Annotated in this window: 12 protein-coding genes, 1 other RNA gene and 1 pseudogene; 6 read left to right on the top strand and 8 right to left on the bottom strand. The window is 61.1% G+C overall.

Features of this window, described 5'->3' with window-relative positions:
- Positions 1–313: 313 nt before the first annotated feature.
- The 4 genes and pseudogenes from dapB to grpE all read right to left on the bottom strand — a co-directional run.
- A pseudogene (dapB, locus tag IFT76_RS19870) lies at positions 314–1026 on the bottom strand (4-hydroxy-tetrahydrodipicolinate reductase); the annotation flags it as partial.
- Between the two features lie 17 nt (positions 1027–1043).
- Entirely contained in the window at positions 1044–2171 is a 1128-nt protein-coding gene (dnaJ, locus tag IFT76_RS19875) for a molecular chaperone DnaJ (protein WP_122480196.1), read from the bottom strand.
- A gap of 187 nt (positions 2172–2358) precedes the next feature.
- The gene (gene dnaK, locus IFT76_RS19880; RefSeq protein WP_122480197.1) at positions 2359–4278 is read right to left on the bottom strand and encodes a molecular chaperone DnaK; all 1920 of its coding nucleotides are present in this window, start codon (positions 4276–4278) and stop codon (positions 2359–2361) included.
- 116 nt (positions 4279–4394) lie between these two features.
- Positions 4395–4961, bottom strand: a complete 567-nt coding sequence (gene grpE, locus IFT76_RS19885) for a nucleotide exchange factor GrpE (RefSeq protein ID WP_122480198.1) — start codon at positions 4959–4961, stop codon at positions 4395–4397.
- Positions 4962–5189: 228 nt separating this feature from the next.
- Between grpE and recN the strand changes: the two genes are divergently transcribed.
- A complete protein-coding gene (recN, locus tag IFT76_RS19890) occupies positions 5190–6863 on the top strand; it encodes a DNA repair protein RecN (protein WP_192059939.1) in 1674 nt (557 codons plus the stop codon).
- A gap of 157 nt (positions 6864–7020) precedes the next feature.
- Here the strand turns inward: recN and fur are convergent, their stop codons facing one another.
- A complete protein-coding gene (gene fur / locus IFT76_RS19895) occupies positions 7021–7425 on the bottom strand; it encodes a ferric iron uptake transcriptional regulator (protein WP_122480200.1) in 405 nt (134 codons plus the stop codon).
- A gap of 98 nt (positions 7426–7523) precedes the next feature.
- Here fur and IFT76_RS19900 point away from each other — a divergent pair, with 98 nt between their 5' ends.
- Positions 7524–8045 carry an outer membrane protein assembly factor BamE gene (locus IFT76_RS19900; RefSeq protein WP_122480201.1) on the top strand — a complete coding sequence of 174 codons (522 nt, stop codon included), beginning with the start codon at positions 7524–7526 and terminating at the stop codon, positions 8043–8045.
- A 61-nt stretch (positions 8046–8106) separates the two neighbouring features.
- Here IFT76_RS19900 and IFT76_RS19905 read toward each other — a convergent pair whose 3' ends face one another.
- Both IFT76_RS19905 and IFT76_RS19910 read right to left on the bottom strand, forming a co-directional pair.
- Positions 8107–8418, bottom strand: a complete 312-nt coding sequence (locus IFT76_RS19905; RefSeq protein WP_192059941.1) for an RnfH family protein — start codon at positions 8416–8418, stop codon at positions 8107–8109.
- Positions 8411–8845 (bottom strand): type II toxin-antitoxin system RatA family toxin, encoded by a 435-nt coding sequence (locus IFT76_RS19910; protein WP_122480203.1) that lies wholly within the window; start codon positions 8843–8845, stop codon positions 8411–8413. The genes IFT76_RS19905 and IFT76_RS19910 overlap by 8 nt, the downstream gene beginning before the upstream one ends.
- A gap of 257 nt (positions 8846–9102) precedes the next feature.
- On the opposite strand from IFT76_RS19910, the gene smpB reads away from it, so the two are divergent.
- Positions 9103–9585, top strand: coding sequence for an SsrA-binding protein SmpB (gene smpB, locus IFT76_RS19915; protein WP_043190812.1), 483 nt, complete (start codon positions 9103–9105; stop codon positions 9583–9585).
- A gap of 45 nt (positions 9586–9630) precedes the next feature.
- Here smpB and IFT76_RS19920 read toward each other — a convergent pair whose 3' ends face one another.
- Positions 9631–10401: an FCD domain-containing protein gene (locus tag IFT76_RS19920; RefSeq protein WP_192059943.1), complete on the bottom strand. Its 771-nt coding sequence runs from the start codon at positions 10399–10401 to the stop codon at positions 9631–9633.
- 179 nt (positions 10402–10580) lie between these two features.
- Here IFT76_RS19920 and IFT76_RS19925 point away from each other — a divergent pair, with 179 nt between their 5' ends.
- The 3 genes from IFT76_RS19925 to ssrA all read left to right on the top strand — a co-directional run bounded on the left by IFT76_RS19925 (position 10581) and on the right by ssrA (position 13241).
- Positions 10581–12281 carry a lactate permease LctP family transporter gene (locus IFT76_RS19925; protein ID WP_122480205.1) on the top strand — a complete coding sequence of 567 codons (1701 nt, stop codon included), beginning with the start codon at positions 10581–10583 and terminating at the stop codon, positions 12279–12281.
- Between the two features lie 216 nt (positions 12282–12497).
- Entirely contained in the window at positions 12498–12770 is a 273-nt protein-coding gene (locus tag IFT76_RS19930; protein WP_122480206.1) for a hypothetical protein, read from the top strand.
- A 78-nt stretch (positions 12771–12848) separates the two neighbouring features.
- Positions 12849–13241, top strand: a transfer-messenger RNA (tmRNA) gene (gene ssrA, locus IFT76_RS19935).
- Positions 13242–13280: the final 39 nt, after the last annotated feature.

A 13280-nucleotide genomic window follows, 5' to 3' on the forward strand; every position in this document is an offset into this window, starting at 1 on the left:
AGGTTGTAAAAAAGCGGAATGCCGTATGGATACGTCACCCCGCTTCTTTTCATCGAATTATCTGCGCGCTTTTAGTGGACACACTAAAGCTGTAGCTTACAGAAAAGAGGGGTTTTGGTCTACCGCGAATGCGGTGCGGACTTGAGGGAATGCGACTTTGGCGCGCCTCCCCCTGTAGGAGCGGTCATCGGCCGCGAATAGGCATCGCAGTGTGTCAGCAAGACCGCGGCGTCTGGTTCGCGGCCGATGACCGCTCCTACGGGAGGAGCGAGCCGGGCGCAGCTGGGTCAATGCAGGTCCAGCACGTCCTGCNGTCATGCGGCTGGACGCCTTGTGAGTGATCTCGACGCGCTCGCCGTCAGCGGCGAACAGCACGGTGTGATCACCCACCACGTCGCCAGCGCGCACGGTGGCGAAACCAATGGTCTGGCGCTCGCGCGCGCCGGTCTGACCTTCACGGCCGTACACCGCCACCTTTTTCAGATCGCGACCCAACGCGCTGGCGATCACTTCGCCCATGCGCACGGCCGTGCCCGAGGGCGCATCGACCTTGTGCCGGTGATGGGCTTCCATGATCTCGATATCGACGTCGTCGCCCAACACGCGCGCAGCGGTGTCGAGCAACTTCAGGCACAGATTGACGCCGACACTGAAGTTGGCGGCGAAGACGATGGGGATATCCTTGCCCGCCTCGGCCAGCAACGCCTTTTCTTCGGCACTGAAACCGGTGGTGCCGATGACCATGGCCTTGCCCGCCTTGCGGCAGAACGCCAGGTTCTTCAGCGTTACCGTTGGGTGGGTGAAGTCGATCAACACATCGAACTCCTCCGCCACCTTGGCCACGTCGCCCGACAGCGGTACGCCGATCCGCCCCAGCGCAGCCAGCTCGCCGGCATCGGCGCCGACCAGTGTGCTGTCCGGCCGATCGACCGCCGCCGTCAAACCGGCGCCGGGCGCCAGCTGGACCGCTTCGATCAAGGTCTTGCCCATGCGCCCGGCGGCGCCCATCACAGCTATACGTCGCATGCTCGAATCCTTATGCCTTACAGGTCGCCGAAGAAACGCTTCACACCCTCGAACCAACCATTGGCCTTCGGCGAATGGGATTCGTTGCCCTCAAGCGAAGTGCGGAATTCTTCCAGCAACTCACGCTGACGACGGTCGAGGTTGACCGGCGTTTCCACCGCCACCCGGCACATCAGGTCGCCAGCACCGCCGCCGCGCACGGGCGCAACGCCCTTGCCGCGCAGACGAAACTGCTTGCCGGTCTGGGTGCCTTCCGGAATCTTCAGCTTGACCCGACCGTCGAGGGTCGGCACTTCCAGCTCGCCGCCCAATGCCGCGTCGGTGAAGCTGATCGGCACTTCGCAGTACAAGTGTTTGCCGTCGCGCTGGAAGATCGCGTGCTCGCGCACGTTGATCACCACGTAGAGGTCGCCGGTCGGACCACCCTGCATGCCCGCCTCGCCTTCACCCGACAGGCGAATGCGATCACCGGTGTCGACGCCCGAAGGCACCTTGACCGAGAGGGTCTTGTACTCTTCGACACGGCCTTCGCCATGGCACGAATCGCACGGGTCGGAGATGATCTTGCCCTGGCCATGGCAGCGCGGGCAGGTCTGCTGCACCGAGAAAAAGCCCTGCTGCATACGCACCTGGCCGATACCGCCACAGGTCGGACAGGTGATCGGCGCCGAACCTTTCTTCGCGCCACTGCCATCGCAGGGCTTGCAGTTGACCAGCGTCGGCACACGGATGCTGACCGTGGTGCCGCGCACGGCTTCTTCCAGGTTCAGTTCGAGGGTGTAGCGCAGGTCGCTGCCACGCTGGGCGCCACCGCGGCCATTGCCGCCGCGACCGCCACCGAAGAAATCGCTGAACACATCGCCGAAGATATCGGAGAAATTCTGGCCGCCGAAACCCTGGCCACCGCCACCCATGCTCGGGTCGACGCCGGCATGACCATACTGGTCGTATGCTGCGCGCTTGCTCGCATCGGACAGCACTTCATAGGCCTCGTTGGCCTCTTTGAATGCCTCTTCCGATTCCTTGCTGTCGGGGTTGCGATCCGGGTGATGCTTCATCGCGAGGCGGCGATAGGCCTTCTTCAGATCTGCTTCGCTGGAGCCGCGCTCCACCCCCAGAACCTCGTAATAGTCACGCTTTGCCATAAGTCTTTTTACTCTTTTGGGAGCCAGCACGCAGGGGCGCCGCTGACCGCGCCGCCAACATCCGATCGCTGTCGCATGTTGTTAAAATTCGTGTATTCCAGACACGCCAACGCGGGAGCAAGCCCCCGCGCGGCGACATCCTACCAGTCACCGTGCAAGCACAGTCAACCGGCCGACCAACAAGTGTTTACTTGTTGTCTTTGACTTCTTCGAACTCGGCATCGACAACGTCGTCGTGCTTGCCGGCTTCTTCCGCTGGCTGGGCAGCAGCACCTTCAGGCTTCTCGGCCTGGTCGGCGTACATCTTCTGCGCCACTGGAGCGGAGACCTTGGACAGCTCTTCGACCTTGGCATCGATGGCAGCCTTGTCGTCGCCCTTGACCGCAGCTTCCAGCGCCACGACGGCCGCTTCGATGGCAGTCTTCTCGTCGGCAGTGACCTTGTCACCGGCGTCGGCAACCATCTTGCGCGTCGAGTGCACCAGTGCATCACCCTGGTTGCGGGCAGCAGCCAGCTCTTCGAACTTGCGGTCTTCCTCGGCGTTGACTTCAGCGTCACGCACCATCTGCTGAATTTCGTCTTCGGACAGACCGGAGTTGGCCTTGATCACGATCGACTGGGTCTTGCCGGTGGCCTTGTCCTTCGCGCCGACGTGCAGGATGCCGTTGGCATCGATGTCGAAGGTCACTTCGATCTGCGGCACGCCACGTGGCGCTGGCGGGATCTCGGCCAAGTCGAACTTGCCCAGCGACTTGTTCTGCGCGGCTTGCTTGCGCTCGCCCTGCAGGACGTGAATGGTCACGGCGCCCTGGTTGTCATCGGCAGTCGAGAATACCTGCGATTTCTTGGTAGGAATCGTGGTGTTCTTCTCGATCAGCGCGGTCATCACGCCGCCCATGGTTTCGATACCCAAGGTCAGCGGGCTGACGTCGAGCAGCAGCACGTCTTTCACGTCGCCGGCCAGTACGGCGCCCTGGATGGCAGCACCCATGGCGACGGCTTCGTCAGGGTTGACGTCCTTGCGGGCTTCTTTGCCGAAGAAGTCGGTGACCAGCTTCTGAACCAGCGGCATGCGGGTCTGACCACCGACCAGGATAACGTCGTTGATCGCGCCAACGTCGATACCGGCGTCTTTCATGGCGATGCGGCAAGGCTCGATGGTGCGCTGAACCAGGTCTTCGACCAGCGATTCCAGCTTGGCGCGGGAGATCTTCACGTTCAAGTGCTTCGGACCAGTCGCGTCTGCAGTGATGTACGGCAGGTTGACGTCGGTCGACTGGCTCGAGGACAGCTCGATCTTGGCTTTCTCAGCGGCTTCTTTCAGGCGCTGCATGGCCAGCGGGTCACCTTTGAGGTTCATGCCGCTTTCTTTCTTGAATTCGTCTACGAGGTAGTCGATCAAGCGGATGTCGAAGTCTTCGCCACCCAGGAAGGTGTCGCCGTTGGTGGCCAACACTTCGAACTGGTGCTCGCCATCGACTTCGGCGATTTCGATCACGGACACGTCGAAGGTACCGCCACCCAGGTCATAAACGATGACAGTGTGGTCGCCCTTGGCCTTGTCCATGCCGTATGCCAGTGCAGCGGCAGTCGGCTCGTTGATGATGCGCTTGACGTCCAGACCGGCGATACGACCGGCGTCCTTGGTGGCCTGACGCTGGCTGTCGTTGAAGTAGGCCGGCACGGTGATGACCGCTTCGGTGACCGCTTCGCCGAGGTAGTCTTCGGCGGTCTTCTTCATCTTTTTCAAGATTTCAGCCGAGATCTGCGGCGGTGCCATTTTCTGGCCGTTGACTTCGACCCAGGCGTCCTTGTTGTCGGCTTCGACAATCTTGTACGGGACCATCTGGATGTCTTTCTGCACGACGTCTTCGGCGAAACGACGGCCGATCAGGCGCTTCACTGCATACAGCGTGTTATGCGGGTTGGTGACGGCCTGACGCTTGGCCGACTGACCGACGAGAATTTCGCCGTCGTTGGCATAAGCGATGATCGAAGGTGTGGTCCGAGCGCCTTCGGCGTTCTCGATGACCTTGGCCTTGCCGTTTTCCAGAATGGAGACGCAGGAGTTGGTGGTCCCCAGGTCGATACCGATAATCTTGCCCATGTTTCTTCTCCTGGCACTAAGGCCCGAAAATTTTGGATTTGGTTGCCGCAGCAGTGGTGGCTGTCTGCGGTAGCACTTAAACGCTTGACACTAAGATGGGGGCCACTTGGCCGATTTCAAGCCTGCTCGTCGATCGAAGGCGAAACCGGTGCAGCGGCCTTGCTGACCACGACCATGGCCGGGCGCAGCAGGCGTCCATTGAGCTGATAGCCCTTCTGGAAAACCTTCAAGACACTGTTGGGCTCGACGTCCGCGCTTTCCTGCATCGCCATGGCCTGATGATGCTCGGCGTTGAATGGCTGGCCGTGCGGGTCGATGGCTTCCAGGTTGTAGCGCTTGAGGGTGTCCTGAAACATCTTCAGGGTCAGCTCCATGCCTTCGCGCATCGGACGAATGCTTTCGTCGTCGGCGCTGGACAGCTCGATACCGCGCTCGAGGCTGTCGAGCACGGGCAGCAGGTCGCCGGCGAACTTCTCGAGGGCGAACTTGTGCGCCTTTTCCACGTCCTGATCGGCGCGGCGGCGAACATTCTGCAGGTCGGCCGCGACACGCAGCGACTGGTCCTGAGCGGTGGCGAGCTGCTCTTCGAGCAACTGCACGCGCGCGGTGAGGTCTTCGGCGCCAGCGCTGGCAGCCTGATTAGCGTCTAGATTCTGATCGTCCAGATTCTGTTCATCAGCCATTGGTTCTCTCCTCTCGATAACGTCCGCGAGGTCGACTCGCGCTTCTGACCGGTATATGGGGTCGCAAATTCGCGCTTCAAGGGCTGACGACCAGCGGCTGAGTGGGGGCTTTCGAACGAAGCGATAAAAAACCCAGGCATCAGGCGAAAACGAGCTAAGGGCCAATATTGTCAGCTCTGCATAAAACACTGTATAAATAACCAGACATTCATGCCTGGGGGCGGTCTTATGCTGGTGCACCTGTCCGTACACAACTATGCCATCGTCGAACATCTCGACCTCGAACTCGAGCGCGGGATGAGCGTGATCACGGGCGAAACCGGCGCCGGCAAATCGATCATGCTCGATGCGCTGGGCCTGGCCCTGGGCGACCGCGCCGACAGTGGCGTGGTCCGGCCCGGAGCAGACAAGGCCGACATCCTTGCCACCTTCGATCTGGTCGACATTCCCGAGGCCAGCACGTGGCTTGCCGAGCGCGACCTGGAAACCGACGGCCCCTGCATCCTGCGCCGCGTGATCACGGCCAAGGGCGGTTCGCGCGGCTATATCAACGGCACCCCCTGCCCGCTCGGCGACCTCAAGTCGCTGGGTGAGCTGCTGATCGATATCCATAGCCAGCACGAGCACCAGTCGCTGCTCAAGACCGATACCCATCGCCGCCTGCTGGATGAATACGCCGGTGCCAGCGATCTGGCCCGACAGGTGCACATGGCTGCGCAGAAATGGCGCCAGACCCGCCAGGAACTCGAGCGCTTGTCGGACTCCGGTGACGAACAGCGCGCACGTCACCAGTTGCTCAGCTACCAGCTGGAAGAGCTGGAGAACCTCGGGCTGGGCGAGAACGAGCTGGAGCAGCTGGAACAGGAACACAAGAACCTGACCAACGCCGAAGCCCTGTTCGGTATCTGCCGCCAAGTCATCGACCATTGCAGCGAAAACGATTCGGGCAACGTGCTCAGCGCGCTGACCGCCAGCCTTAATCGCCTGGGCGGCGTCAGCAATGCTCCGAACGCGCTGGGCGAAGCGGCCTCGATGCTGGCAACGGCGCAGATCCAGGTCGAAGAAGCCGTGGGCGAACTCAATCGCTTCCTCGACCACTTCGAAGCCGATCCGGCGCGCTTGCAGCATATCGAGGAGCGCCTCGACACCATCTATACCCTGGCGCGCAAACACCGCGTTCACCCGACCGAAGTGGTCGCGCTGCAACACCGCTTGCTCGAAGAGCTGGAAGGTTTGAACGCCAGCGACGAATCAATCGAGCAACTGGGTGAAGAGCTGGCGGCCTATGCACGCCACTACCAGGAAAAAGCCGGTGAGCTGACCGGACTGCGCACCCATGCCGCCGCGCAACTGGCGGCCGCAGTGGAGGTGGAAATCCAGCGCCTGGGCATGCCCGGTGGGCGCTTCACCATCGAGCTGCGCGCCAATGCCCACGAGGACTTGCACCCCAATGGCCTGGAGCAGGTCGAGCTGTTGGTCAGCGCCAACCCTGGCCAGCCAATGAAACCCTTGGCCAAGGTGGCCTCGGGCGGCGAGCTGTCGCGGATCAGCCTGGCAATCCAGGTGATCACGGCGCAGACCTCGCGGGTTCCGACCCTGGTGTTCGACGAAGTGGACGTGGGCATCGGTGGCCCGACAGCCGAGATCGTCGGGCAGTTGCTGCGACGCCTGGGTGAGCGTGGGCAAGTGCTGACCGTGACTCACCTGCCGCAGGTGGCGGCGCAGGGGCACCATCACCTGTTCGTGCACAAGGTGCGCGGCAGTGACGAGACGCGCACGGCAGTGTCGAACCTGGGCAAGGGTGAGCGCGTGGAAGAGGTGGCGCGGATGCTGGGCGGGATTGACTTGACCAAGGAATCGCTGGCGCATGCGAAGAAGATGGTGGTGACGGCTAAGGGGTGATGGTGGCTGGGGGGGCCTCTTCGGGGGCACTGCCCCCTCCTACAGGAGGTGTGGCGCTGACCTGTGGGAGCGGGCTCTGCCCGCGAAGAGGCCTTGACTGACTCACCCCCAACAAAAAAGGCGACCCTAGGGTCGCCTTTTTGCATCACTCCTGAAGTTACTTTGGCTTGCGCACGTACAGCACCAGGTTGTGATCCACCAGCTCGTAACCATGCTCGCTGACGATTTCCTTCTGGCGGCGCTCGATCTCGTGGTCGGTAAACTCGATCACATCACCCGAGTCGACATCGACCATGTGGTCGTGGTGCTCGCCGTCTGCCAATTCGAACACGGCATGGCCGCCATCGAAGTTGTGACGTGCTACCAGACCCGCCGCTTCGAATTGGGTCAGAACACGGTAAACCGTGGCCAGTCCCACATCTTCGCCCGCTTCCATCAGCGCCTTGTAGACTTCCTCGGCGCTCATGTGGCGTTGCTGTGCCGACTCCAGCATTTGCAGAATCTTGACCCGTGGAAGGGTCACCTTGAGGCCGGCTTTACGCAGTTCGCTATTATCAACCATGGTCAGCTTTCTCAACGATGCGGCTTCGCAGCATCTCTTAATACGGGTATGATCGGGGTTTACGTTGTCCCAGCCAAGATAGTGGAAGTCGCCCACCGATGCAAAACACCAAGCACTTGCTAACCAGCCTCACCTTCGTGGGACTGCTCGCACTCGCCGGTTGTTCATTCCCCGGGGTTTACAAAATCGACATCCAGCAGGGCAATGTCGTCACACAGGACATGATAGACCAGTTACGGCCCGGAATGACCCGTCGGCAAGTAAGGTTTATCATGGGCAACCCCCTGTTGGTCGACACGTTTCACGCCAATCGCTGGGATTACCTGTACAGCCTGCAGCCAGGCGGCGGCGAACGCCAGCAGGAACGCATGAGTGTCATGTTCAACGGCAACGACCAATTGGTCGGCCTCTCTGGCGATTTCATGCCGGGCGTCAGCAGGGACCAGGCAATTCTGGGCAGCGACACCGACACCACCGCTACGCCCCAGCAGGGCGAGCCGCAGAAGGCCGAAGAGCCACCCAAGCCTGGCTCGATGCTCGACGACATCCAGCGCGACGTGGACGGCGTGAAGACCGTCCCCGTCCCGGCACCCCAGCCGCTGGACGTTTCGCCGCAGTAAGCAGGCGGTACGAAAAAAGCCCGGTCATGCCGGGCTTTTTCATGGGCGAAGGAAAGTTATCTCAACGAGGCTTGCGCGCTTGCGCCGCCTTGGCCGCGCGCAATCGTCGCACCTCTTTCGGGTCCGCGAGCAACGGCCGGTAGAGTTCGATGCGGTCACCGGATTGCAGCACGTGCTCGGCGGGCGAATCCAGCAGCTTGGCGAAGATGCCTACCGGGCACTGATTGAAATCTACGTCAGGGAAGCGCTGAGCAATGCCTGACATCTCGATCGCCTGGGCGACGGTTGTGCCCTCAGGCACTTTCAGCCCGAGCAATGCCTGCTCGTCGACCGCGGCATACGCCACTTCGATGTCGATCAGATGCTCAACCATGCAGTTGCTTGGCGCGCTGGCAGAAGGCATCCACCAAGGTGTTGGCGGCCTGGTTGAACAGCGGGCCCAGGGTGGCGCGAATGATCGGGCCGGCATAGTCGAAGGACAGATCCAGGCTGATCTTGCAGGCCTTCTCGCCCAGCGGCTTGAACACCCACACTCCGTGCAACTGGTTGAACGGACCTTCTTCCAGGTTCATTTCAATGGAGCTGCCCGGCACCAAGGTATTGCGGGTCACGAAATGCTGACTCAGCCCACCCTTGGCAATGTCCAGGTTGGCGCGCATCAGGGTGTCGGTTTCTTCGAGGATGGTGGTGGACGAACACCAAGGCAGAAACTCGGGGTAGCGGGACACGTCGTTGACCAGGTCATACAGGGCCTGAGCAGGATAAGGCAGCAGGGCCGAGCGTTGAATATGGGTAGTCATGCGGGCGTCACTTCCAAAGCTGGGCGGCGGACGCGAGAATCCGCGTCGGCCGAACGACGCCAACGGCGCCTTGAAAATAAGGTAGGCATGCCAGCAGACAGGGGGCACGCCAACGAAATCACGGGGCTTCTTTGTCGACAGCGGCAAAGCGCAGGCTATCCATAAAGATCAGGTATTGTCCGGTATTCATTGCAAGCGCTCAAGCGCATAGCAATACCGTAGCCGAGAGCGCAACGACTGCCTATAATGCGCGCCCTATGGCCAAATTAAAGAAACACCCTACAGGGACCATCGCGCAGAACAAGAAAGCGCGACACGATTACTTCATCGAACACCGTTTCGAGGCTGGCTTGGTCCTGGCCGGTTGGGAAGTAAAAAGCCTGCGTGCCGGCAAGGCGCAACTGGTGGACAGCTACGTGCTGCTCAAGGACGGCGAAGCCTGGCTGATGGGTAGCCACTTCACCCCCCTGACCACGGCCAGCACCCATGTGATCGCCGACCCCACGCGTACCCGCAAACTGCTGCTCAACCGCCGCGAGCTGGAAAAGCTGTTCGCCCAGGTTCAGCAGAAGGGCTATGCCTGCGTGGCCTTGTCGATCTACTGGAGCAAGCACTTGATCAAGTGCGAAATCGCTCTGGGCAAGGGCAAGAAGGAATACGACAAGCGCGATACCGAGCGCGAACGCGATTCCAACCGCGAGCTGCAGCGTGCCGTGCGCAACAAGGGCAAGGAAGACTGATTTCTTCCCCTTGCTGCGCTAGCTTTGCCGCCTTTACCGGCTTGATTACTGCAAGCCGCTGCGACGCCGTGCGCGAGCGGTGCGCTGCACCGTCTGCCGTGCCTCGTCGAGCACCCCCTGCACATAGGTGATATGCAGGCTGGCCAATTCACGTGCCTGCTCCGCCTGACCGCTCACGATGGCCTGAAACAGCTGGCGATGCTGCGCGATCAACTTGTCTCGAGTTTCCCCGCTATGCCGGTGCATGCCACCGATGTTCACCACCATGTTGCGCTTGAGCATGTCGAACAGGCCGCGCACGGTATGCAGTAACACCGCGTTGTGACTGGCTTCGGCGATGGCCAGGTGGAAGTTGGCATCGGCCACGCCCTCCTCCTCCCGCGTAGCGTCCTCGACTCGGCGATAACAGTCTTCCAAGACATCCATCGCCTGCCTCAGTCGATCGCGGTCGATCTCGGTGGCGCGCTGCGCTGCATAGAAGGCGCACGACGCTTCCAGGGTATGGCGAAACTCGAGCAGGTCGCGCTGGCTTTCCGGATTGCTTTCCAGCAAGGCCAGCAACGGATCGCTGAAGGTCGAGCCGAGCGTGTGGCAGACGTAATTGCCCCCGCCCTGACGGCTGACTAACATGCCCTTGGCCACCAGCTTCTGAATGGCCTCGCGCAAGGAAGGTCGCGACACGCCGAACTGCTCGGCCAGCGCCCGCTCGGCCGGCAAACGCTCGCCTGCCCTCAGCGTGCCCTCGAGAATCATGGCCTCCAGACGCTCGACGATGCCATCGGACAAACGCCGCTGACGGACTTGCTCAATACCCATGGGTGGCTCCAACACACGATTGCCCTGGCCGCACTCGACCAAAGTCATAGACAAGGAAATTGACAGCCCCACGGCTGCGTCCTAACCTGACCGGAACTTATTGTAAATTGGTATTACCAATTCCTGCAATACAGCGCCGTAGCGCCAAGCCTTCCAAAAAAAACAAGGGGCCTCAGTCTATGCAAACCTGGCAGCAGATCTACAACCCGCTCGGCAGCCTCGGGCTATCCGCCCTGGTAGCCGTCATACCCATCGTGTTCTTCTTCCTGGCGCTGGCCGTATTCCGCATGAAGGGGCACGTCGCCGGCAGCATCACCCTGGCGCTGTCCATCGTGCTGGCGATCTTCGCCTACGGCATGCCGGCCGACATGGCACTGGCTGCCGCTGGCTACGGCTTCATGTACGGGCTGTGGCCGATTGCCTGGATCATCGTCGCTGCCGTGTTCCTGTACAAACTCACGGTCAAGAGCGGTCAGTTCGAGATCATCCGCAGCTCGGTACTGTCGATCACCGACGACCAACGCTTGCAGGTGCTGCTGATCGGCTTCTGCTTCGGCGCGTTTCTGGAAGGCGCCGCAGGCTTTGGCGCACCGGTCGCCATCACCGCGGCCCTGCTGGTCGGCTTGGGCTTCAACCCGCTGTACGCGGCAGGCCTGTGCCTGATCGCCAACACCGCACCTGTCGCTTTCGGCGCATTGGGTATCCCGATCATCGTCGCAGGCCAGGTGACCGGCATCGACCCGTTCAAGATCGGCGCCATGACCGGCCGCCAACTGCCGCTGCTGTCGCTGATCGTACCGTTCTGGCTGGTGTTCATCATGGACGGCCTGCGCGGCGTCCGGGAAACCTGGCCAGCGGCACTGGTTGCAGGCCTGAGCTTCGCCATCGTGCAGTACCTGACCTCCAACTTCATCGGCCCGGAACTGCCCGACATCACCTCCGCACTGACCAGCATCGTCTGCCTGACGCTGTTCCTGAAAGTGTGGCAGCCGAAGCGCAGCGCCAGCACTGATCAAGTGGCTGTGAGCGGTGGTGCTGCCGTAATGGGTGGCGGGCCCGCGGGCAAAACCTCTGCGGTCGGCGGCTCCACACCAACGCCCTACAGCCTGGGAGAGATCCTCAAGGCGTGGTCGCCGTTCCTGATCCTGACCGTGCTGGTCACCATCTGGACCCTGAAGCCATTCAAAGCCATGTTCGCGCCGGGCGGCGCCATGTACAACTTCGTGTTCAACTTCGCCATCCCGCACCTGGACCAACTGGTGCTCAAGACGGCACCCATCGTCGCCACTGCTACACCCATGCCCGCCGTGTTCAAATTCGACCCGATCTCGGCCACCGGCACGGCGATCCTGTTCGCCGCGATCATCTCGATGATGGTGCTGCGCATCGACATCAAGACCGCATTGAAGACCTTTGGTGAAACCCTGTTCGAACTGCGCTGGCCAATCCTGTCCATCGGCATGGTGCTGGCGTTCGCCTTCGTCACCAATTTCTCGGGCATGTCATCCACCATGGCGCTGATTCTGGCGGGCACCGGTTCCGCGTTCCCGTTCTTCTCGCCGTTCCTGGGCTGGCTGGGCGTGTTCCTGACCGGCTCGGACACCTCGTCCAACGCCCTGTTCGGCTCGTTGCAGGCCACCACCGCGCACCAGCTTGGCGTCAGCGACGTACTGATGGTGGCCGCCAACTCCAGCGGCGGCGTGACCGGCAAGATGATCTCGCCGCAGTCCATCGCCGTGGCCTGCGCCGCCACCGGCCTGGTAGGCCGCGAGTCCGACCTGCTGCGTTTCACGCTCAAGCACAGCTTGTTGTTCGCCACCATCATTGGCTTGATCACCCTGGCGCAGGCCTACTGGTTCACCGGCATGCTGGTGCACTGATCCCTGGCCGATATGCGTCCAACACACCCAACCTGGGGGCGATGTCGCCCCCTTTTGGTGCTAACTGAATTTATTTACATCCGCACACGTTTTCGACAGAACCCCTGCAAAAGGGCGAAGTCCATTCATCAGGCCCGCAAGCAATTGGGCTATTTCTGACTGCGGACGCCGATCCTACCGAGGAGCGCCGAGTCCACCTTGAGTAAGGAGATTCTTATGAAGCGTACCTATCTGTCCGGCCTGATCGTAGCCTCCGCCCTGATCGCATCCCCTGTGTTCGCCGCTGACGACCTGTGCGAAGTGAACATGCAGAAGCTGAACGACGCCAAGACCACTTCGATGCAGCTCGGCGACCCAGCCAAGAGCCAATACGACGACGCGTACAAAGCCGCCATGGCCGCCCACGCTGCCAAGGACGAAAAAGCCTGCATCTCGCACTCCACCGACGCCATGAACATCCTGATGGATGCTCAGAAAAGCAAAGGCTGATCGCCAAGCCAACCATGGGGTTGGCCTGACGCCGCAAAATGACGTAGACTACGTCTCCCCTGCCTAACCGCAGGGACTGGGGCCGATTAGGATTCGACGCCGGTTGCGAAACTCTAGGTGCATGCCGACTTGGTAACAGAAGTCGTAAATCAACTGTTGCAACTTTCTATAGTTGCCAATGACGAAACCTACGAGGGCCAAGCTCTCGCTGCCTAACGGTAGCTGAGCCGCTCTTCTGGCTACTTCGGTGCCAGCGATCATCAGGGGATGCCTGTAAACCCAAAGTGATCGTCACGCAGAACAGGATCGTCGTGTAGCACGCTGTGGGCAAAGCGACTAAAACTTACACAGCTCGTCCAATGCACCCTGCCAGTCGGGCGGCTGCGGATTAACTCAATAGACACGGCTAAGCATGTAGTACCGACAGCGGAGTACTGGCGGACGGGGGTTCAAATCCCCCCGGCTCCACCAAATCTGCAGAAGAAGGCGCCTTAGGGCGCCTTTTTTTGT

The organism is Pseudomonas sp. CFBP 13727 (assembly GCF_014841915.1).
In the GTDB taxonomy this organism is placed as follows: Bacteria; Pseudomonadota; Gammaproteobacteria; order Pseudomonadales; family Pseudomonadaceae; genus Aquipseudomonas; species Aquipseudomonas baltica.